This is a genomic window from uncultured Pluralibacter sp., assembly GCF_913775985.1.
Classification (GTDB): Bacteria; Pseudomonadota; Gammaproteobacteria; order Enterobacterales; family Enterobacteriaceae; genus Pluralibacter.
Genome location: NZ_CAJYMB010000039.1, coordinates 14815 through 36382, shown reverse-complemented (window position 1 = coordinate 36382; position 21568 = coordinate 14815). Strand labels below are relative to the sequence as shown.

At 57.9% G+C, this 21568-nt stretch carries 21 protein-coding genes and 1 tRNA gene; 6 read left to right on the top strand and 16 right to left on the bottom strand.

The features are described 5' to 3' along the window. A partial coding sequence (locus QZ766_RS05370) for a malate:quinone oxidoreductase (protein WP_297198356.1) occupies window positions 1-618 on the top strand: 618 nt, incomplete at its 5' end. A 47-nt stretch (window positions 619-665) separates the two neighbouring features. On the opposite strand, the gene eco is transcribed toward QZ766_RS05370, so the two are convergent. From eco to QZ766_RS05340, 6 genes are all read right to left on the bottom strand, one after another. Further along, window positions 666-1157, bottom strand: a complete 492-nt coding sequence (eco, locus tag QZ766_RS05365) for a serine protease inhibitor ecotin (protein WP_297198353.1) — start codon at window positions 1155-1157, stop codon at window positions 666-668. Between the two features lie 135 nt (window positions 1158-1292). Continuing rightward, window positions 1293-1391, bottom strand: a complete 99-nt coding sequence (locus QZ766_RS05360) for a YoaK family small membrane protein (RefSeq protein WP_297198350.1) — start codon at window positions 1389-1391, stop codon at window positions 1293-1295. A 197-nt stretch (window positions 1392-1588) separates the two neighbouring features. Next, a complete protein-coding gene (locus QZ766_RS05355) occupies window positions 1589-1831 on the bottom strand; it encodes a DinI-like family protein (RefSeq protein WP_297198347.1) in 243 nt (80 codons plus the stop codon). Between the two features lie 148 nt (window positions 1832-1979). Beyond that, window positions 1980-2056: transfer RNA gene (locus tag QZ766_RS05350), tRNA-Pro, on the bottom strand. A gap of 75 nt (window positions 2057-2131) precedes the next feature. Next, window positions 2132-3892, bottom strand: coding sequence for an LPS biosynthesis-modulating metalloenzyme YejM (gene yejM / locus QZ766_RS05345; protein WP_297198344.1), 1761 nt, complete (start codon window positions 3890-3892; stop codon window positions 2132-2134). A 32-nt stretch (window positions 3893-3924) separates the two neighbouring features. Next, window positions 3925-4152, bottom strand: a complete 228-nt coding sequence (locus tag QZ766_RS05340) for a YejL family protein (RefSeq protein ID WP_043086466.1) — start codon at window positions 4150-4152, stop codon at window positions 3925-3927. A gap of 133 nt (window positions 4153-4285) precedes the next feature. Here QZ766_RS05340 and yejK point away from each other — a divergent pair, with 133 nt between their 5' ends. Next, entirely contained in the window at window positions 4286-5290 is a 1005-nt protein-coding gene (yejK, locus tag QZ766_RS05335; protein ID WP_297198337.1) for a nucleoid-associated protein YejK, read from the top strand. Window positions 5291-5338: 48 nt separating this feature from the next. Here yejK and rplY read toward each other — a convergent pair whose 3' ends face one another. Further along, window positions 5339-5623, bottom strand: a complete 285-nt coding sequence (gene rplY / locus QZ766_RS05330; protein WP_297198334.1) for a 50S ribosomal protein L25 — start codon at window positions 5621-5623, stop codon at window positions 5339-5341. A gap of 129 nt (window positions 5624-5752) precedes the next feature. After that, window positions 5753-6037 carry a SelT/SelW/SelH family protein gene (locus QZ766_RS05325; protein ID WP_297198332.1) on the bottom strand — a complete coding sequence of 95 codons (285 nt, stop codon included), beginning with the start codon at window positions 6035-6037 and terminating at the stop codon, window positions 5753-5755. Window positions 6038-6239: 202 nt separating this feature from the next. On the opposite strand from QZ766_RS05325, the gene QZ766_RS05320 reads away from it, so the two are divergent. Next, on the top strand, window positions 6240-8609 hold the full coding sequence (locus QZ766_RS05320; RefSeq protein WP_297198327.1) for a TonB-dependent receptor: 2370 nt from the start codon (window positions 6240-6242) through the stop codon (window positions 8607-8609). Between the two features lie 17 nt (window positions 8610-8626). Here QZ766_RS05320 and QZ766_RS05315 read toward each other — a convergent pair whose 3' ends face one another. Next, entirely contained in the window at window positions 8627-10384 is a 1758-nt protein-coding gene (locus tag QZ766_RS05315) for a DEAD/DEAH box helicase (protein ID WP_297198324.1), read from the bottom strand. A 148-nt stretch (window positions 10385-10532) separates the two neighbouring features. Here QZ766_RS05315 and rsuA point away from each other — a divergent pair, with 148 nt between their 5' ends. The 3 genes from rsuA (at window position 10533) to QZ766_RS05300 (ending at window position 13116) form a co-directional block, all read left to right on the top strand. Further along, window positions 10533-11240 (top strand): 16S rRNA pseudouridine(516) synthase RsuA, encoded by a 708-nt coding sequence (rsuA, locus tag QZ766_RS05310; RefSeq protein ID WP_297198321.1) that lies wholly within the window; start codon window positions 10533-10535, stop codon window positions 11238-11240. A gap of 16 nt (window positions 11241-11256) precedes the next feature. Then, window positions 11257-12453 (top strand): Bcr/CflA family multidrug efflux MFS transporter, encoded by a 1197-nt coding sequence (locus QZ766_RS05305; RefSeq protein ID WP_297198318.1) that lies wholly within the window; start codon window positions 11257-11259, stop codon window positions 12451-12453. Between the two features lie 318 nt (window positions 12454-12771). Beyond that, window positions 12772-13116, top strand: a complete 345-nt coding sequence (locus tag QZ766_RS05300; RefSeq protein ID WP_297198315.1) for a YejG family protein — start codon at window positions 12772-12774, stop codon at window positions 13114-13116. 2 nt (window positions 13117-13118) lie between these two features. On the opposite strand, the gene yejF is transcribed toward QZ766_RS05300, so the two are convergent. The 7 genes from yejF to QZ766_RS05265 form a co-directional block, all read right to left on the bottom strand. Next, the gene (yejF, locus tag QZ766_RS05295) at window positions 13119-14708 is read right to left on the bottom strand and encodes a microcin C ABC transporter ATP-binding protein YejF (protein WP_297198312.1); all 1590 of its coding nucleotides are present in this window, start codon (window positions 14706-14708) and stop codon (window positions 13119-13121) included. A 1-nt stretch (window position 14709) separates the two neighbouring features. Beyond that, window positions 14710-15735 (bottom strand): microcin C ABC transporter permease, encoded by a 1026-nt coding sequence (locus QZ766_RS05290; RefSeq protein ID WP_297198309.1) that lies wholly within the window; start codon window positions 15733-15735, stop codon window positions 14710-14712. Then, complete coding sequence (locus tag QZ766_RS05285; protein WP_297198306.1) at window positions 15735-16829, bottom strand: microcin C ABC transporter permease YejB; 1095 nt, start codon at window positions 16827-16829, stop codon at window positions 15735-15737. The genes QZ766_RS05290 and QZ766_RS05285 overlap by 1 nt, the downstream gene beginning before the upstream one ends. A gap of 9 nt (window positions 16830-16838) precedes the next feature. Next, window positions 16839-18650 carry an extracellular solute-binding protein gene (locus QZ766_RS05280; protein WP_297198304.1) on the bottom strand — a complete coding sequence of 604 codons (1812 nt, stop codon included), beginning with the start codon at window positions 18648-18650 and terminating at the stop codon, window positions 16839-16841. A gap of 194 nt (window positions 18651-18844) precedes the next feature. Then, the gene (gene mepS, locus QZ766_RS05275; protein ID WP_297198302.1) at window positions 18845-19414 is read right to left on the bottom strand and encodes a bifunctional murein DD-endopeptidase/murein LD-carboxypeptidase; all 570 of its coding nucleotides are present in this window, start codon (window positions 19412-19414) and stop codon (window positions 18845-18847) included. A 423-nt stretch (window positions 19415-19837) separates the two neighbouring features. After that, on the bottom strand, window positions 19838-20542 hold the full coding sequence (locus QZ766_RS05270; RefSeq protein WP_297198298.1) for a phosphatase PAP2 family protein: 705 nt from the start codon (window positions 20540-20542) through the stop codon (window positions 19838-19840). A 41-nt stretch (window positions 20543-20583) separates the two neighbouring features. Beyond that, window positions 20584-21561 carry a GTP-binding protein gene (locus QZ766_RS05265; RefSeq protein ID WP_297198295.1) on the bottom strand — a complete coding sequence of 326 codons (978 nt, stop codon included), beginning with the start codon at window positions 21559-21561 and terminating at the stop codon, window positions 20584-20586. Window positions 21562-21568: the final 7 nt, after the last annotated feature.

Here is a 21568-nt window from a genome sequence, read left to right as displayed (position 1 = left end):
GCTACCTTCTCAACCCGCTTTTTAAAGAACGGCTCACTGTGGGATTTGATGGCCTCGACCAATGCCTCCAACATCATGCCGATGCTCAACGTCGGACTTGATAACTTCGATCTGGTGAAATACCTGGTCGGCCAGGTGCTGCAAACGGATAAAGAGCGGCTGGCTGCGCTGCGCGAGTACTACCCGCAGGCGAAGAAAGAGGACTGGCGGCTGTGGCAGGCAGGGCAGCGGGTGCAGATCATCAAGCGCGATCCGATCAAAGGCGGCGTGCTGCGCCTGGGCACTGAAGTGGTTAGCGACGATGAGGGAACCGTGGCCGCGCTGCTTGGTGCTTCTCCGGGCGCGTCAACGGCGGCGCCCATTATGCTGCAGCTGCTGGAGCAGGTATTCAGCGAGAAAGTGCGCTCACCCGCCTGGCAGGAAAAACTGCGGGCGGTGGTGCCGGATTACGGCCTTGAGGTTCGCGATCCGCTCTCTGCGGCAAGGTCGCTTGCCTGGACCAGCGAAGTGCTGGAACTGCACTATGAATCGCGGGTACAGGCGGATCCTGTACCGTCTGTGGATCGCTCAGCGCCGGTTGCGGTTCCCGACCGGGAAATCGCCGATATTGCGCTTTAAGCGCCTCTGAAAACACAAACCCCGGCACTGGCCGGGGTTTGTGTTTGTTAACGCTGCTCTGCGCTTTGCACTTCTTCCTGCGCTTTCCAGATGCGGTATTTCACCTCAACGTTCTCCGGCGCGTAAACCACCACCGGCAGCTTGCTGTTATAGCGCAGCAGGCTCATGTCACCGAGGTTTGCCGTCACGAATTTCTGCGTTTTTTTACCGTCCGGGCAGCCCATCATCGTTGACGCCACTGGCGTGACTTTGTCGAAGACATAATAGTCGTAGCCCCAGCCTTCCAGGGTTTTGCTTTCAAGCTTGCCGCCGAGGCTATGACGGTTGCAGTCCACGTTCATTGTTTTACCAATCAGCAGCTCAACCCGGTAACTGGATTCATCCTGCTGCGCGGGCAGCGTTATCACCTGGCGCTTCATCCCTTTTTCCGCCTGCGGATAGGGAGCGATTTTCTCCAGCGGCTGGCTGGCGGCAAAGGCGGAGGCGCAGAGGCCGGAGGCTGCCAGCAGGGCGGCAGCAAGCGTAATGGTCTTTTTCACAGTGGATCCTTTTTATCGGTCGATCGTCCGACAATCATAGCACTATGAAGATGAGGGGTAAGCGAATTTACTGATTCTTTCACTATTGCTGGTTGTATATTCCATGAAGTGAAAGCTAAGAAGTGAAATTGGCTATCAGGCTCCGGGCGTGGCGTAGCCGCCGAGAATGAACCATGCCAGAAAAGCGACCGCGACAATAAAGACCAGAATGGGAAAGGCGATTCCAATGCGCATTAACGTTAACCTCTAATTATTTTTACACTTTTGCCGCCCGATAATATCACTTTATGCACAAAGGAGTAAAAGCGGCAGCGGCGCTGGCGGCACCGGACGTTAAGGTCGTTGAAGGTAATAACAGGATGAGAGGCTTACGCAGGCGCAACATCGGATTGCGCCAGCTGAACATCAGAGCAGGGACAGCTGCACGGCGATCACTCGCCGGAGAGCCAAAAGTCCGCTTCTTCAAACATTTCCGTGATGATAGCGCTGATGCGCTCTTTCTCGTGCTTGCTGGCGTCGGTATTAATGGCCGGCAGACCCATCATCGGCTTTACCCGCACGTCGGCATCCGGGAAGCTGCGCTGCAGCCGGTTGGTCAGCTCGGAGAGAATTAGCTCTCTGGCGTTGGGGATCCCTGCGAAATTGCGCTTATCGTAGACCAGTTCAACAAACATATTCTGCCTTAACTTAACTGTATTTATATCCAGTAAATATACGGACTAAATGAGAGGTGTCAATGGCAGCCGGGGATAATTTCTGCGGGAGAACGCAGGGCGGAAGGCATAAAAAAACCAGCCCGAAGGCTGGTTTCTCTGAAAAAGTTGGTCGGCACGAGAGGATTTGAACCTCCGACCCCCGACACCCCATGACGGTGCGCTACCAGGCTGCGCTACGTGCCGACGCAGGAGGCTAATACTACCTTTTTCGACGATGAATGCAAGGGCTCGCTGACTGAGTGATTCATAAATAATCAATTAGTTAGCGATAAAGCGTTTTTCATCCGTCAGTACCTGAAGCAGTAGGCTGAGCTGCGGACGCTGGTCGTCAATTTTTTCGCCGTTCAGATCCCAGGTGTGGTAGCTGCCGTTGTGTTTGAGCACCACGGTGACCGCCGGGGTCGTAATCGCCAGGTTATCGCCGTTAGCGGCGGTGACCCAGCTGTGGCGGCGGCGGGCGCTGAACAAGTCCTGGCCCTGAGAGTAGTCGCTGGCCGGAATGCTGACGTGCAGCAGGCGCTGCATCAGCGTGGTCATCACGTCTTTATGATCGGTCAGGGTCGCAATCTTCTGCGCCGGCGTGCCCGGCCAGTGAATCACCAGCGGCACCTGCAGGCGCGAGCGCGACCAGTCAAAATCACCGCCGTCGCCGTTCAGGGGAACGCCGTGGGCGCCGGTGATAATAACCACGGTATTATCCAGCTTGCCCGAGGCTTTTAACGCGTCAAGCACCCGGGCAATCTGCGCATCAACGTTGCCAGCCGCGCGGGCGTAGCGGCGGGTAAAGCTCTGGTGCTGGCCGTCGTCGATGCTGGTGCCGTTCAGGGAGACCCAGGAGAACCAGCGGTTCTCTTCCTGCGCGTAGCTGCCCAGCCAGTTAATCCACTGGCTGGCGGTCTGCGCGTCGGTTTGCGCTTTTGCCGGCGGCAGCGAGAAGTCCGAGAGCAGCGCCTGGCGATATATCGCGCTGCTAAAGCCGTCCGAGGAGAACAGGCCGAGCTGGTAGCCCTGCTGGTTCAGGCCGGAGATCAGCGCCGCCGGCGTGCGTGAGGAGAGCACGCCGTCGATATAGGCCGGCGAAATACCGTAGAACAGGCCGAAGATGCCGCTGTCTGCGTCATTGCCCGAACTCATGTGCTGGGTGAAATTAATATTTTCCTGCGCGAAGGCGGCAAGCTTCGGCATCTGGGTTTCAAAGCGCGAATAGTTCAGGCCGTCGACCGTAATCAGCAGCACGTTCTGGCCGGTGCCGAGATCGCGAAAGCGCAGATCGCTCAGCGGATACTGCACCGACACCGCTTCCGGATCGCCCTGTTCCACCAGCCTGCGCTGATACTCCTGCGCGTTCAGCAGGCCGTGCTTCTCAAGGAAACGGCGGGCGGTCATCGGATAGGAGAGCGGCAGGTTGGCGCGCTGCATGGTAATCGGGCGATAGAAGTTGGCATCGGCCCAGATATACATCACGTGGCTGGCGACGAACGCCGCGAACAGAAAAATAGCCACCGGCCGCGCGAAGTGGCGGCGGCGCGCCAGGCTGCGCAGCTTCTGCCAGCTCCAGGTGGCTGCCAGCATCTCAATTAAGAAGATAACCGGCACGCTGATAAACATCAGCTGCCAGTCGCGGGCCATTTCGTTCTGGTCGGGGTTAATGACCAGCTCCCAGACCACGGGATTGAGATGCAGGTGGAAGCGGGTGAATACCTCGCTGTCCACCAGCAGCAGCGTCATCCCGATGGTGGCGAGGATGACCGATAAAAAGCGCATCAGGCGCTGGGAAAGCGCGACAAAGGTTAGCGGAAACAGAATCAGCAGATAAACGGCGAAAACCAGGAAGCTGAAATGACCTAACAGGCTGATATAGGAATAGATCCGTCCCGCCAGCGTCGTCGGCCAGTCGGCGACAAACAGATAGCGGCTACCGAGAAGCGAGGCCAGCAGAATGTTGAACAGGGCAAACCAGTGCCCCCAACTGACCATCTGGGACACTTTTTCTCGATAGGGCTGACGATGAGTCACCATAACCTGTTATTCGTTTTCCTTAATGGGCCGGATCAGTGGGCCGGATCGTCGCTGATTGAGGACTGCAGCGCCTGCGAGAACGAGCGGGCAATGGCCTCACGCTGCGCGGGCGCAACGCTTGTGTTAATCAGGTTTGTCACCATATTGCCTAACACCATCAGTGAAAGGTCGGTGGGCGCTTTATGTTTTTCCAGCACGTTGGCCAGCTCACTCAGCAGTTGTTCTACGTGTTCATCACTATAGCGGGAAATTTGCGGCATAAATCCAAAGTCAGTCTGTTCATGAAAGGGCAACATATTACCGTAGCGGGCGCTTTTTTTCCGCTTTTTTTCGTCTTTACACCGTGCCGCCTGCGGTGGTTGAATACCGCCCGAGCCAAAAGGAGAGTCTACCATGAGTCTGGATATCAACCAGATTGCCCTGCATCAGCTGATCAAGCGCGACGAACAGAATCTTGAGCTGGTGCTGCGCGATACCCTGCTGGAACCGGGAGCGGCCGCCGAAGAGATGATGGCGGAGCTGCACCGTGTCTACAGCGCAAAAAATAAGGCCTACGGGCTGTTTAATGAAGAGAGCGAGCTTGCCGAGGCGCTGCGTGCCCATCGCCGCGGTGACGATGACTTCCTGGCCTTCAGCCGTGCGGCGACCGGCAGACTGCGCGACGAGCTGGCAAAATATCCCTTCGCCGACGGCGGCATCGTGCTGTTTTGCCACTACCGCTATCTGGCGGTCGAATATCTGCTGGTGGCAGTACTGAACAACCTGAGTAGCATGCGGGTTAACGAGCAGCTGGACATCAGCGCTACTCACTATCTCGACATCAATCACGCGGACATCGTTGCCCGCATCGATCTGACTGAATGGGAAACCAATCCTGAGTCGAGTCGCTATCTGACCTTTTTGAAAGGCCGGGTAGGGCGCAAGGTTGCCGATTTCTTTATGGATTTTCTCGGCGCCAGCGAGGGCCTTAACGCCAAAGCGCAAAACCGCGGCCTGCTGCAGGCGGTTGATGACTTTACCGCCGAGGCGGAGCTTGATAAGGCCGAACGGCAGAACGTGCGCCAGCAGGTTTACACTTACTGCAACGAGCAGCTGCAGGCGGGCGAGGAGATCGAGCTGGAGTCGCTGTCGAAAGAGCTTGCCGGCGTCAGCGAGGTAACTTTCCAGGACTTCACCGCCGAGAAAGGCTACGAGCTGGAGGAGAGCTTCCCGGCAGACCGCAGCACTCTGCGCCAGCTCACCAAGTATGCCGGCAGCGGCGGCGGTCTGACCATCAACTTTGATGCGATGCTGCTCGGCGAGCGCATTTTCTGGGATCCGGCCACCGATACGCTGACCATTAAGGGCACGCCGCCTAACCTGCGCGACCAGCTTCAGCGCCGCAGCGGCGGAAAATAGGCAACAAAAAACCCCGCCATGGCGGGGTTTTTTTCGACGTGTTGGCGATTACGCGCGAACGAAGTCGATGTGAGACAGTTTAGGCTTGAACGGGTGACGCTGAACGGCCTGCACTTTCACTTTTTCTTCTTTACCAGCAACAACGATGGTCAGAACTTCGCTGTAGAATTCAGCTTTATTCTGAATGTTCCATACTTTGTCCTGATCCAGTTCGATAGCAACTGGCTCAGAATTGCCACCGTAAACGATAGCCGGGAACTTGTTAGTTGCGCGCAGGCGGCGGCTCGCACCCTTACCCTGCTCTTTACGAACTTCTGCTTCGATAGTAAACATTGATTATCTCTCTGTATGATAAATCCTGCTACAGGCGACCCAGCAGCAGGCTGGTATTCTGCTTTGCAGATGCAAAAGCGGGCGGGATTATAGCTTTCTGACGACGTAAGGGCAATGGAAAAGGCTGCGCTACTTTTTGACTTCGAGGTGGCCGAGCGTCTTTTCCGGGAAGCAGTGGTCGCGAACGCGCCTCTTCAGCTCTGCCGCATCGGGAAATCCGCCGTCCCGCTTGCGCTCCCAAATAACCACCTCACCCGCAGTGATACTGAAAACCCCTCCGGTTCCCGGCTCCAGCGTGACGGCGGCGATATCGTCGCTAAAGCTGTGCAGCAGCTCCTGCGCCATCCAGGTTGCCCGCAGCATCCAGTTGCACTGGGTGCAGTAGTGAAGCGTAATTACCGGTTTTTCGCGCATAATTTCCCCCTGACAGACGCGGCATTAAGGTGCTGATGAGAATAAATTGCAAATGATAATAAGTGTTATTATCATTCGTCGCATAATAATATCAGCCAGTTTATTTTGCGTTAGCGTCGTGACTCCGATTCGATGCAGCGGAAGGATGGAAGAACGGAAAACAGTGTGAGCCAATACTAATAACTATACAGGCTTGAACATAATGCGTAAGACAATACTTTCACACAGCGGCTTCAAAAAAAGTCTTCTTGTCACCTCGCTGCTGGCGGCTATGCACCACGCTCCTCTTAATGCAGCCGAGACAGCACAGCATCAGAGCCCGGACAAGTCCTCAACGGCAATGGAAGAGATGACCGTAACCGCCAAAGCGCCGCCGCTAAAGGCGGGCAGCGACCGCACCCTTACCGCCGACGATTTGCAAAAAAAGGGTGCCAATGATTTCGGCTCGGTAATGCGCTACGAGCCGCTCATAAGCGCTACGGGCGCCAGCGGCGGTTCCGGCAACGGCAAAAGCGGCTTCGATCGCGGCGGCTATACCGGCTACAACATTCGCGGCCTTGAGAGCAACCGGGTCGGCATCGATATAGACGGCATTCCGCAGCCTGCCGCCACCGGGCGCAGCTACGTCAGCCGCGCCGGTAATAACACCTTCGGCATCGGCCGCGACTATATCGATCCTTATATGTACGGCAACGTCAATATTCAGTCCGGGGCAACGTCAGTAGACAATACCAACACCTCCATCGGCGGCAGCGTCTCGTTCGACCCCAAATCTGCGGATGACTATCTGCATCCGGGTAAAGATCACTATTTTGGCTACCGCACCGACTATGACTCCGAAGACCGCAGCTGGCACAACGGCGTCACCGGCGCTGCCGGCGACGATACGCTGCGCGGGATCGTGGTCTACAGCCGCCGGGACGGACAGGAGACGCGCACTAACAGCTCCCGCCTGGATGCCTATCCCGCCAACTGGCACTCGGATGCGGTACTGGCATCCGGCATCTGGCAGCCCAACGACGAGCACAAGCTCACCGGCACCGTTGACTATTACCACAAGGCAAACCACACCCACTTCGATAGTTGGGACGGCATGGGCAATAGCGTTACCGGCACCGCGCAGCAGACCAGCCAGAGCCGCCGCTGGGGCGCCAGCCTGAAGGATGAGTGGACGCCGATGAACGACTGGGTCGACAGTCTCACCAGCCGGCTCTACTACCAGCACACCGAAGCGCATGACCGCACCTACATGCCCGACAGCTTTATGCCGCGGGTGATGCAGACCGTCTATTCCAATTACGATACTGACACCTGGGGGCTGGCGAATACCCTGAAGAAAATCCTCGGGCGCCACGATCTCAGCGCCGGGATTAACGCCAGTACCACCAAAACCAAGCGGCCGTTCAGCCAGTCGCCGATAACCAGCCCGCTCAGCGAGATCATGCAGCCGGAAGCCGACAGCCGCGGCTACACATTGGGCGCTTTTGCGCAGGATCAGATCAATTTCGATCTCGACGGTCATGCTTTTGCCGTGATTCCCGGCGCGCGGGTGGCGTACCAGTCCGTTAAGCCGCGCAATGTGGAGAGTCTGACAACCAACAGTCGCGTGCTGACCTCCTCAGAGGTCTCCAGCCTGTACGAGAAAAACTCTGATACCAAAGTGCTGCCGTCCCTGACGGTGCAGTACTTCCTCACGCCGCGCCTGCTAACCTATCTGGAATATAAGCGCGGGGCGCAGTTCCCCAACGCCAGCCAGCTGTTCGGCTCCTGGAATATGGGCTCAAGCTATGCGGGGCCCGCCCAGTACGCGCTGATTGGCAACAGCGATCTGAAGACCGAAACCAGCAACAACCTGGAGTGGGGGTTGAAGGGGGAAGTGACCGACGGCGTTACGGTGAATACCTCGCTGTTCTACAACACCTATAAAAACTTTATTGCCTATACCCGCTACAGCCGCAGCGCGAACCCGGAGATGTTTACCCGCGTGCCGGGCAACATCTACACCACTTACCAGGCGGATAACCGCGATAAAGCCTATATCTGGGGCGGCGAGATCGCGGCGAAAATTAACTACGGAACCTGGTTCAGGCAGGTCGACGGCCTGAGTACGCTGCTCAGCTACGGCTACAGCGAAGGGAAGTCAAAATCGAGCTACGCCGGAGATAAATACATCGATCTCGACAGCGTGCCGCCGATGAAAGCAGTCGTGGGCATGGCCTGGGACGATCCCAACAAGCAGTACGGCACGGCGCTAACCGCAACCTTTATTAAAGGCAAGCGCGCTGACGTCACCACCCGCGAGTCCTACCGCAATGACGGCAGGCCATTGGGTAAATCCAGCGACCGCTACATGCGGATACCGGGATACGGGCTGCTGGACTGGACCGCCTACTGGCAGCTGGCGAAAAACGTCAGGGTCAACGGCGGGGTGTATAACATCACCGACCGCAAGTACTGGGACTACCTCAACAGCCGCACTCAGGAGCTGAAAACTGCGCAGGACGCCAGCGACAAGCAGCTTGCGGTGATGCCGGGCCGCACCTGGCAGCTGGGGCTCAATATCGACTTCTGATAAGACGATCCGGCGGGCTAGCGCAGCTCATTGGCCCGCCGGAAGCGCCCTTCATAGTCGAACACCTTTTCCCGCACCTGCCAGAATTGCCCCTTTTTACGCGCCACTACGAAGTCGGGGTGGCGCAGCAGCATCTCCTGGGCACAGATATCGGCGGCGGTTATCCAGCGCAGCGGGACGCCCGGCGTGCGGGTATGCGGGCGAATAAACAGCTGTTCAAAGGCGGTGCGCTGGGCGGGGGTTTGCAGGCGGAAGCGCTCACTCACGTCGGCGCCGTCTTCATCGAAATAGGTGATTTTAAGCCACGGGCCTTTTTCATCCGCGCCGTGCTGAAGCTGCATGCCGCTGCAGCGCAGCACCAGCGCGTCTTTCAGCTTGAGCGCGGCTTTCAGCATGTCGTCCGGATCCACCAGCACGGCATCGCACTCCCGGCAGCGGCGGGCAGCAATATCATTTTCGGCGTTGCACTGCGGGCAGTTTTTGAAGCGAAAGCGAAAATCGCACTGCTCCCGGCTGCCGTCGTCGTCCTCCAGCCAGCCCTGGCAGCGGCGGCCAAAGTGCTCCACCAGCGTGCCGTCGGGGGTAGTTTTTCCCCAGAAAGTATTGGCAAAGCCGCAGGCCGGGCAGAAAACCTGCACCGGAACGTTATCGCTTTTGCCCTTCGGCGCGCCCACTTCGGGTGTGTAAAGGTCGTGCGGGTTTCCCGCGTAGTCGAGAATCAGACAGTCGGTCTTGCCCGGCGACAGGCGCAGCCCGCGCCCGACAATCTGCTGATAGAGGCTCACCGATTCTGTCGGGCGCAGAATGGCAATCAGATCGACGTGCGGCGCGTCGAAGCCGGTGGTCAGCACCGAAACGTTAACCAGGTAGCGGAAGCGGCGGGCTTTAAAGGCCTCGATCAGCCGGTCGCGCTCCGGCGCGGGGGTTTCGCCGGTAATCAGCGCCGCGTCGTCGGCGGGCAGCAGGCCGGTTATCTCTTTTGCGTGCTCCACGGTGGAGGCAAAGATCATTACGCCCTGGCGATCCCCGGCGAACTCTACAATCTGGCTGACGATATGCGGGGTAACGCGCTGCTGCTTTTTCAGCTCGCGGTTAAGATCCGCTTCGCTAAACAGGCCGTTGCGCTGCACCTGCAGGCGGCTAAAATCGTACTGCACCACCGGCATGTCCAGCCGCTCCGGCGGCGTCAGGTAGCCGTGCTTGATCATATAGCGCAGGGGCAGCTCGTAGATACAGTCGCGAAACAGCGCTTTTTCGCTGCCGCGCACCATGCCGTGATAGTGATATTGATAGATCCAGCCCTTGCCGAGCCGGAAGGGCGTGGCGGTCAGCCCCAGCAAGCGTAAGTGAGGATTCACCTGCCGCAGGTGGGCGAGGATCTGCTGATACTGGCTGTCGTCGTCGTCGCTGATGCGGTGGCACTCGTCAACGATCAGCAGCGAAAACTCGCCGCGGAAGTGCGCAAGGTTGCGCGCCACTGACTGCACGCTGCCGAACACCACTTTGCCGCTGCTCTCTTTCCGCTTGAGCCCGGCGGCGTAAATATCCGCGTCGAGTCCCAGCGCCAGATATTTGGCGTGGTTTTGTGCCACCAGCTCTTTGACGTGGGCAAGCACCAGCACGCGCCCGCGCGCAACTCTTGCCAGCTCGGCGATCACCAGACTTTTTCCGGCGCCGGTAGGCAAAACGATCGCGGCAGGATGCTGGTGTCGGCGGAAGTGGGCGAGGGTGGCGTCAACGGCTTCCTGCTGGTAGGGGCGAAGGGTAAAAGTCATTATTCTCGGGCCATGATGAATTCGTAATTAGTATGCCACGATTTTTTTCGCTTGAGTGGCATACCGTGGCCGCTATACTTAGCGGCCTTACGGCTTCTTTTTTCGGACAAGTTCCGATATCCGCACTCTTTACAGGCTTAATTATTTCATGCGACTCGATAAGTTTATCGCCCAGCAGCTCGACGTCAGCCGGGCCATCGCCGGGCGCGAGATCCGCGCCAGCCGCGTTACCGTGGACGGCGAGATTGTCAAAAGTACCTCTTTCAAGATTTTGCCGGAACACGATGTCGCCTATGACGGCAATACCCTGGTCCAGCAGAACGGCCCGCGCTACTTTATGCTCAACAAGCCCCAGGGCTACGTCTGCTCAACTGACGATCCGGATCATCCGACAGTTCTCTATTTTCTGGAGGAGCCGGTGGCCTATAAACTACACGCCGCCGGCAGGCTGGATATCGACACTACCGGCCTGGTGCTGATGACCGACGACGGTCAGTGGTCGCACCGCATTACCTCGCCGCGCCACCACTGCGAGAAAACCTACCTGGTAACCCTGGAGTCGCCGGTTGCCGACGATACCGCGGCGCAGTTTGCCAAAGGCGTTCAGCTGCACAATGAAAAAGATCTCACCCAGCCGGCGCAGCTTGAGGTTATAACGCCGACGGAAGTGCGCCTGACAATCAGCGAAGGGCGCTATCACCAGGTGAAACGCATGTTCGCCGCCGTCGGCAACCACGTTGTTGGCCTGCACCGCGAGCGCATTGGCGACATTGTGCTTGATGAGGATCTGGAGCCGGGCGAATACCGTCCGCTGACGGAAGATGAAATCGCCAGCGTCCGCATGCCGGGGCGCTAACAGCAGGAGTCTATTTGTGAGTATCCGTCAGCGTTCGTCCCTGGCAATTGTGGTTATCCTCGGCCTGCTCGCCATGCTGATGCCGCTCTCTATTGATATGTACCTGCCGGCGCTGCCGGTCATCGCCACCCAGTTCGGCGTGGCCGCGGGCAGCGCCCAGATGACGCTGAGCACCTATATTCTCGGCTTCGCGCTGGGCCAGCTGCTGTACGGGCCAATGGCGGACAGTCTGGGTAGGAAGCCGGTTATCCTCGGCGGTACGCTGATATTTGCGGCGGCGGCGGTGGCCTGCGCGCTGTCGCAGACCATTGATATGCTGATTGCGATGCGCTTTCTCCACGGCCTGGCGGCAGCGGCGGCGGGGGTGGTGATTAACGCTCTGATGCGGGATATTTATCCGAAAGAAGAGTTTTCCCGGATGATGTCCTTCGTGATGCTGGTAACGACCATTGCGCCGCTGGTGGCACCTATTGTGGGCGGGGCGGTGCTGGTGTGGTTTAGCTGGCACGCCCTTTTCTGGATCCTCGCGGCGGCGGCGCTGCTGGTGTCGCTGATGATCTTCTTCCTGATTGATGAAACCCTGCCGCCAGAGCGCCGCCAGCCGTTTCGCCTGCGCACCACGCTGGGCAATTTTGCCTCGCTGTTTCGCCACAAGAGGGTGCTCAGCTATATGCTGGCCAGCGGCTTCAGCTTTGCCGGCATGTTCTCATTCCTCAGCGCCGGGCCGTTTGTCTATATCGAACTGAACCACGTTTCGCCGCAGCATTTCGGCTACTACTTCGCGCTCAACATCGCGTTTCTGTTCATCATGACCATGATTAACAGCCGCTTCGTGCGCCGTGTCGGGGCGCTGAACATGTTCCGCATCGGACTGTGGATCCAGTTCGCGGTTGCCGCGTGGATGGTGGTGTGCGCGCTGCTCGATGTTGGATTCTGGTCGCTGGTGATAGGCATTGCGGCCTTCGTGGGCTGCGTGTCGATGATCTCATCAAATGCGATGGCGGTTATCCTCGACGAGTTTCCGCACATGGCGGGCACCGCATCATCCCTGGCGGGCACCTTCCGCTTCGGCATTGGTGCAATTATCGGCGCGCTGCTTTCCCTTGCCACTTTCTCCAGCGCCTGGCCGATGCTGCTGTCCATTGCTCTCTGCGCCAGCTGCTCGGTACTGTTTTGCCTCTACGCCAGCCGCCCGCGTAAAGCCCGCAGCTAATCATCAAACCAGGGGCGAAGACGCCTCTGGTTTGATTCACATCAATCTCTCATCGTTCTGCATTACCCACCGATGTTTCCTTTATGTAAAATCAATGCGAATTACAGGTCACACACTTGTAGATAAAAAGATTGTTTTAGATCACAAAAACGGTTACATATAGCCGCCGTTATGCTCCAGAGCGCTCGCGCACCGCAAATAATGTTAATAACGGCCATTGCGGCCCGGGTTACCTTCTGGAAGCGGGATGATTTGTCAACAATGCGTTAAAATTGATGTAAAATAATTGTGAAGTCATTTGCTTCTGGGGATAAGAACGTGAATACAATACAGCTCTCCGTTGTCCACCGCCTGCCGCACAGCTATCGCTGGCTGGCGGGTTTTGCAGGTTCCAGAGTTGAACCGATTCCGCAAAGTGGTACCGCCAGCGATAACTGCCTCGTGGCCCTGAAATTACTCAGCCCGGACGGCGACAGCGCCTGGCCGGTAATGGAAACCCTGAGCCAGGCGTTAACCGATATTGAAGTGAACAGCTCCGTACTGGAGTGTGAAGGCGAGCCGTGCCTGTTCGTCAGCATGCAGGACGAGTTTGCCGCCACCTGCCGCCTCAAAAACTGCGGCGTCGCCATCGCTGAACCCTTCTCCGGCTACAATCCTTTCTGACGTCAGCTCAGCGTAATGAGCTGGCGCGTATACTCCTGCGCCGGCGCGTCAAACACGCGCTGACACTCTCCCTGTTCAACCACCTCGCCCTGCCGCAGGACAATCACCTGATGACACAGCGCGCGCACCACCTGTAAATCGTGGCTGATAAAAAGATAGGCCAGCCGGTATTTTTGCTGCAGCGATTTGAGCAGGGCAAGAATTTGCGCCTGCACCGTGCGGTCCAGCGATGACGTTGGCTCATCCAGCACGATAAGCTGCGGCCTGAGGATCAGCGCCCGGGCGATAGCGATACGCTGGCGCTGGCCGCCGGAAAACTCGGCCGGATAGCGCCAGCGGGTCTGAGGATCGAGACCGACTTCCTCCATCGTCTGGACCACTTGCTCTTCGCGCTGCGTGCTACTCAGCGCCGGCTGGTGTACCCGTAGACCCTCTTCGATGATTTGCAGCACGTTGAGGCGCGGGTTGAGCGACGAGTTTGGATCCTGAAAAACCACCTGAATGCGGTGGCGCAGCGGCAGCATCTGCCGGCGGCTTCTCCCCTGCAGGGCTTCCCCGTCAAAGGTGATGCTGCCCCGGGAGGCGATCAGCCGCAGCAGCGCCAGTCCGGTAGTGCTCTTGCCGGATCCGGATTCTCCGACCAGCCCCAGCGTTTCGCCGCGCCTGAGCGTAAAGCTGATATTGCGCACCACGCTGTTTTCGCCGGTAACGCGGCGCAGCAGGCCCTTGCGGATCGGAAAGGCCACTTCAAGATTGTCCACCGCCAGCAGCACCGGGCTGTCCGGCGGCAGCGGAACCGGTTCGCCTGCGGGCTCGCTGTTGAGCAGTTTCACGGTATAGGGATGCTGAGGTTGGGCAAAGAGGCCTGCCGCCGCGTTCTGCTCCACGCAGCGGCCGTTCTGCATTACCGCCACCCGATCCGCCAGCTTGCGTACGATAGTCAGATTGTGGGTAATAAAAAGCAGGCCCATATTCAGCTCCCGGCGCAGCTCGCGCAGCAGCTGGAGGATCTGCGCCTGCACCGAGACGTCGAGCGCGGTGGTCGGCTCGTCGGCGATCAGCAGTTCCGGACGGGTCAGCAGCGCCATGGCGATCATCACCCGCTGGCGCTCGCCGCCGGAGAGCTGGTGCGGAAAGTCGGCGAGGCGGCGCAGCGGGTTGCGGATGCCTACCCGGTCAAGGCAGGCAATAATTTCTCCTCGCGCCGCCTCTTTACGCATGCCGCGGTGCAGGGACAGCACTTCACCGAGCTGCTTCTCCAGCGTGTGCAGTGGATTGAGGGAGACCATCGGCTCCTGAAAGATCATGGCGATACGGTTGCCGCGCACGCCGCGCAGAGTCGATTCTCCGGCGTGCAGCAGCGACTCGCCGCAAAAGTGGATATTGCCAGTGGGGTAGCTCACCGGCGGGGAGGGCAGCAGGCGCAGCACCGACAGCGCGGTGACGCTTTTTCCCGAGCCAGACTCCCCCACCAGCGCCAGCGTCTCGCCGGCATCAATGCGCAGGGAAAGCTCGCTCACTACCGTGCGTTTTGCGCCGCCTTGGGTAAAGGCAATAGAGAGGTTGTCGATATCCAGAAGAGGAGCGCCCATCTTATACCGCCTTACTCGGGTCGAAGGCGTCGCGCACCGCTTCGCCGATAAAAATTAACAGGGAGAGCAGCACCGCCACGGATAAAAACGCGGCGATGCCGAGCCACGGCGTCTGCAGATTATTTTTGCCCTGCAGCAGCAGCTCCCCGAGCGACGGCGAGCCGAGCGGCAGGCCGAAGCCGAGGAAGTCCAGCGATGTCAGCGTGGTGATGGAGCTGCACAGAATAAACGGCAAAAACGTCAGGGTAGCGACCATGGCATTGGGCAGCATGTGGCGAACAATAATTGCACTGTCGCTGACGCCCAGCGCCTGCGCCGCGCGGATGTAGTCAAAGTTGCGGGTGCGCAGAAACTCCGCGCGCACTACGCCCACCAGTGTCATCCAGCCGAACGCCACCGTGATGGCCAGCAGCCACCAGAAGTTGGGCTGGACGACGCTTGAGAGCAGGATAATCAGAAACAGCGTTGGCATTCCGGACCAGACTTCGATAAAGCGCTGGCCCCACAGATCGATTTTCCCACCGTAGTAGCCCTGGACCGCGCCGGCGAGCACGCCCATCACGCTGGAGCATGCGGTAAGCATCAGGCCAAACAGCAGCGAAATGCGCGTGCCGTACAGGATCCGCGCCAGCACGTCGCCGCCGTTGGCGTCGGTGCCGAGCCAGTTTTGCGCCGAGGGCGGTGAGGGGAAAGGGCGATCGGTAGCGAAGTTGATTGAGGTGGCCCCGAAACGCACCGGCGCCCACAGCACCCAGCCGTGTTCATCCAGCCGCTTTTGCAGCCACGGGTCCTGATAATCTGCCGCGGTGGCAAACTCGCCGCCGAATGTCTTCTCGCTGTAGGTTTTGATCGCCGGAAAGTAGAGCTTGCCGCTGTACTTCACCACCAGCGGCTGCTCGTTGGCGATCAGTTCGGAGGCCATGCTGCAGGTAAAAATAAGCAAAAATAGCACCAGCGACCAGAAGCCGCGCCGGTTGTGGCGAAAGCGGACCCAGCGGGCCTGATTGACTGCGTTAAGATGGATCATCAGCGCCCCTCGAAATCAATACGCGGATCGACAAGCGTATAGCAGATGTCGCTGAGAATATTCAGCAGCAGGCCCACCAGGGTAAAAATATAGAGCGTGCCGAACATCACCGGATAGTCGCGCGACACCGTGGCCTCATAGCCCAGCAGCCCCAGCCCGTTCAGGGAGAACATCACCTCAATCATCAGCGAGCCGGTAAAAAACATGCTGATAAAGGTGGCGGGAAAGCCGGCAATTGCCAGCAGCATGGCGTTGCGGAAAATATGATGCCAGAGGATATTTTTCTCGCTGACGCCTTTGGCCCGGGCGGTCACCACGTACTGTTTGCGGATCTCGTCGAGAAAGGCGTTTTTGGTGAGCATGGTGAGGGCCGCAAAGCCGCCGATGACGGTAGCCAGTACCGGCAGGGCGATATGCCATAAATAGTCGGTAATTTTTTGATACCAGGGCAGGGTATCGAAATTGGCTGAAACCAGCCCGCGCAGCGGGAACAGGTCGAAGTAGCTGCCGCCGGCAAACACCACGATCAGCACTACGGCGAACAGAAACGCCGGGATGGCGTAGCCGACAATAATAAAGGCGCTGCTCCAGATATCGAACCGGCTGCCGTTATACACCGCTTTGCGGATCCCGAGCGGAATCGAGACCAGGTAGATAATCAGCGTGCTCCACAGCCCGAGGGTTATCGACACCGGCAGGCTGCTTTTGATCAGGCTCAGCACCGACGCGCTGCGAAACAGGCTGTCGCCAAAATCAAAGCGCAGGTAGTTCCACAACATGGTGAAGTAGCGCTCGTGCAGAGGCTTATCGAAGCCGTAGCGGTGGGTAATCTCGGCGATAACCTCGGGATCGAGGCCGCGGCCGCCGCGGTATTCCCCCTCGCTGATATTACCCGCGCCGGTGCGGGCGTGGGTGGCCGACGCGCCTGCGTCCCCGCCGCCGGGCAGCGAGCCGCCGTGACCGAATTCGATGGCGGCAATTGCCTGATCCACCGGGCCGCCGGGCGCGATTTGCACGATAAAAAAATTAAGGGTGATGATCGCCCACAGGGTTGGGATCACCAGCAGCAGCCGCCTGACCAGGTACGCGCCCATTCTAGCTCCTCATCGCCTGTCAGCCGGCAGTCCGGCCGCTTTGTTAACGTCATACCACCAGTTTTCAAAACCCACAGAGTAGACCGGGCGCACGGCGGGGCTGGAAAATTTGTTCCAGAAGGCCAGCCGGTCCGTGTCGATATACCACATCGGCAGCTGATAGTAGTTCCAGGTCAATACCCGATCCAGCGCCCGGCCCAGCGGCAGCAGCTTCTGCCTGTCGCCTTCGTGGCGGATCATTTGCGCGATAAGGCTATCAATCACCGGGCTGGCTACGCCGGGGCCGTTGTAGGAGGAGTTGATGTATTGCGATCCCCACGAGATTTGCAGATCGCCGCCGCTGGGCCACGGCATTGCCCGCCACGGCCGGGGCATCATATCGTAATCGCGGCTGCGCAGGCGGCTGCTGGCCTGCGAGTTATCGACCTGGCGAATGTCCATTCGCACGCCGATGCGCTTCAGATTGTGCTGAAACGGGATCACCCACTGGCTGTTGGACGACGACGGCAGCAGCAGCTCAAAACGCAGCGGCTGGCCAGTTTTTGCATTTACCCGCTGCTCGCCCTTCAGCACCCAGCCTGCGGCATCCAGCAGACGGCTGGCCTTGAGCAGATTATCGCGATCGAAGCCGTTGCCGCTGGATACCGGCGGTCGCCAGGCATCGGTGAATACCTCTGCGGGCAGCTCGTTTTTCATCGGCATCAGCAGCGCCCGCTCGTCGGCGTCGGGTGCGCCGCGGGCGGCATAGTCAGTATTCTGGAAATAGCTGTTCGCCCGGCGGTAGGCGCCGTAAAACAGAGCCTTGTTCATCCACTCGAAGTCGAAGGCCAGCGTCACCGCCTCGCGTACCTGGCGGCTGGCGAAAACCGGGCGCTGAATATTGAACGCCAGCCACTGGGTATCCTGCGCCGAGGTGTTTTTCTCTGCCAGCCTGACGATGTAACCATCGTTAAAATTGCGGCCGCTGTAGCGGGTGGCCCAGTTTTTGGCGCTGGATTCACTGCGAAAGTCGACGGCGCCGGCCTTGAAAGCCTCAAACGCCACGTTGTCGTCGAGATAATAGTCGTAGCGCAGGGTGTCAAAGTTCCAGCGGCCGCGGTTAACCGGCAGATTGGCCGCCCAGTAATCCTTTACCCGGGAATAGGTAATGTACTGGCCCATCCGCCAGGCGGTAATTTTATAGGGGCCGCCTGCCAGCGGGGGAACAGAGAGCGGCTCGCTGAGGTTGTGCTTTGCCCAGAATTTCTTCGGCATTACCGGCAGGGTGAAGAGGCTCAGCATGTCCTCTTTACCCGGTTTAGCGAGGGTTATCTTAACGGTCAGCGGGGCGATAGCTTCAACCGTCGTACCTTTATACACCAGGCGGAACTGGGTCACGCCTTCGGTCATAAATTTATGGAAGGTAAAAGCTACGTCCTCAGCGGTGACCGGGCTGCCGTCGTGAAAGCGCGCCAGCGGATTGAGGCTCACCTCTGCCCAGGAGAAGTCGTCGGCATAGCGCACGCTTTTGGCAATCAGAGGATAGTAGCTGCCCGGTTCGTCATCGGAGGTGGTGAACAGAGCGTCATACAGCGATTCCGTGCGCACCGCGGCGTTGCCCCGCGAGGCGAAGCGGTTAAAGTTATCGAAGGTGCCGATCGCTGCCAGAGTAACGGCTCCGCCCTTTGGTGCATCGGGATTGACATAATCGTAGTGGCTGAAACCGGCGGCGTATTTTGGCTCGCCAATGACGGCGAAAGTGTCGCTCTGTTTTACGGCCTGCGCGAGCGAGCTGAAGCTACATAATGTCAGGCACAGAAGTACCGTCAGTGCGGATTTCACCCGTTAATGTCCTTTTACGTGCCGCTGCGGGTTACTGGGATGGGTGAATAATAAGTGAGGTCAGCGCGATTGTGAATGCCGGGCAGCAAGCGCGCGGGGATAATCTGTAAATAAAAAAAGCACTGTGCGTACAGTGCTTTTTTTACATGGGCGTCCAAACAAGGGAATTCAGACGCCTGAGCTATCCATAAATATCAGGAGCGGCTCAGCACCCGACGCGCTTCGTTGTAACGCTTGTTCCAGTAAGGCTCACTCAGATTAGAGATAGTAACGCCGCTGCTGGTGGAGGCGTGAACAAACTGGTTGTTGCCGATATAGATGCCCACGTGGCGGCCGGTAGAGCCTGCTCTGAACAATACCAGATCGCCGGTGCGCAGTTGCTTACGTGAAATGGATTTACCCATTTCCTGCTGCTGGTAGGTTGAGCGGGGCAGATCCATACCAAACTGTTCGCGGAAGGTGCGCTGAACAAACGCCGAGCAGTCAATGCCGCGCTTGCTTTCGCCGCCGAGGCGGTAGCGCACGCCCTTCCAGCTGGCATACTGGTCCATAAGACGCGACTTAACGTCGAGATTACGCACCATGGATTCGAATTCATCCTGAGAGGCTTGCAGTGAGGAAGGGTCTTCCATACCCACACCATGCGTCTCAGAATGCATATTTCTTGCGGTGTTCGTTGTGCTACATGCAGAAAGCAGAACCGCGACTGCTACAGCGGGGATTGCCCGCAGGATATATCTCAAAAGTGGTTGAGACTTGACCATTATGTTTATTTTCCCTTGAAGTCCTTAACGAAAAGATCGTTACGAAGATGCCGAACGTGACGAGACTAAATACCTGCTCAAAATGAGACAATTCCTGACTGTCAAATTTGTGCGACAGTGCACAAATTTATTCACGATTCAGGCCAGTTATCCCTGACTGAGCAAAACGAGATTGAGGTTACCCTATTGACATGCCCCTAGCTAGCGGTTTTACGGTTTTTTTTATAAGAAATAATGATAGGAAAAGTTACGGCGCAGATATGCGGATAAAACGTACAGCTGGCGGAGCGTTAAGTAGCCAATTAGCTCATTTTTCTGTGATTTTTTATTCTGCCGTCGGCGTGTTTTAAGAAAGAGCCCGTGCTACCCGCAGCAGAAATCATAAAGATAACCGCTGTCGGGTCGCGCTTAGGGCGTAAATCGTTATTTTTTGTAAAGTGAACGGGGTAAATATTGCTCAAATAGCGCAATTATCTTATCGCTGAGCGGCGTCATTAATACCCACGGAATGCCAATCAAAACGGCGGTCAGCGAGCCGACAGCAATATCGGTAAACCAGTGCGCGCCGATCATCACCCGCGGGAAAGCAAAAATCACAAAAATGATTAACGCCACCACAAAGGCTTTACCGCCGAAATAGCGCCACATAAAGGTGGAAAATATCAGCAGCATCATGCCGTGATCGCCCGGGAAACTGTCTTTGGAAGCGTCTTTAGTGGAGAAATTAATCAGATCGCTTACGCGATACACGTCGGGGAAAAAGAGTGTCGGGCTGGCGCGTTTTACCGGCATCAAATGCTGCGCCAGCTGGTTAATAATCACTGCCGCCAGCAGCATCACCAGCCCGATGATGATAATCCGCCGGCGGCCGGTGGCGTCCTCTTTCAGCCAGAAGCTGAGCATCAGGCAGCCCATTGCCAGCAGCGAACAGCCGTCAAACGCGCGGTTGTTAATAATGGCCAAAAACCACGCCCAGCCGCGGCTGTCCGCCAGGTGCTGGTTGAAGAAGTGAAAAATGCCGGCATCCACCGGAAACCAGAAACCGTGGTTTACGGGCAGATACCAGCTCAGAAACAGGCCCAGTCCGGCAACGTTGAGCAGTAAAATCAGGGGAAGTCGAGTTTTCATAAATCCTTCACGATTAGATCATCCATGGGAAAATAGGTCTGCTAGCCTAAACGAAGCTTCAACAGAGTAGACTGTAGCGCATTCCAGTCGGTCTCGCCGTCGTTGATAAGCTCGATGCGGCTGTCCGGCGGCGGCGCGCTCTGAGTTTCAATATGAAAATCGAGCCCCTGACGGTTGATGCGTACCAGCCCTTCGGCGATGCGCATCACGCCTTTAACGCGGGAAACCGGCGCCAGCCGCGCCCACTCCAGCAGGCCAATGGTATCAAACACGGTATCGGCATCGAAAATCCAGCCGCAGGCATGGTGGCCCTGGCCGCTGTTAAGACTGCGCCGCCAGCGCTGATTTTCTGGCAGATTCAGCGCTGCCAGGCCCCGGGATGCCCCGTGGCTGTGGCTGTGCGCCTCACTGGCGGCAAGCTGTACCTGGTTATTGCGCGGCGCGTCGAGCAGGGCGGCATCAAGTTGGCCCTGGGTTGTTTCAACCATGTCCCGCTCATCGCCTCCGGCCTCGCGCCAGCGCGCCAGCGCCTGCTGGCTTTCCGGCGTAGCGCGATCGCTCTTGTTCGCGACGATAATATCCGCTACCGCCAGCTGATCGCGGAAGTTCTCATTGTTCAGGATCTTTTCATCAAGTAGCTGGCGCGGATCGAGCAGGCAGAAGGTCGCCTGCAGATCTATCCACGGTTCGTAAACCGGTGCGGTCAGCATGTCGAGGATCTGCTTCGGATGGCCCAGCCCGGTAGGTTCGATCAGCAGCCTGTCAGGCTTGCCCTGGCGCAGCAGCGTATTTAGCCCTATCTGCATCGGCAGGCCGTTCACGCAACACATACAGCCACCGGGGATCTCTTTGAGTAGCGCGCCGCTGTCGGCCAGCAGGGCGCCGTCGATGCCGACTTCACCAAATTCGTTGACCAGCACCGCCCACTTCTCATTTTCAGGCTTGCTGGCCAGCAGGTGCAGGATGGTCGTCGTTTTACCGCTTCCGAGAAAACCGGTTATTAAGTTGGTACGTGTCACATTAGCT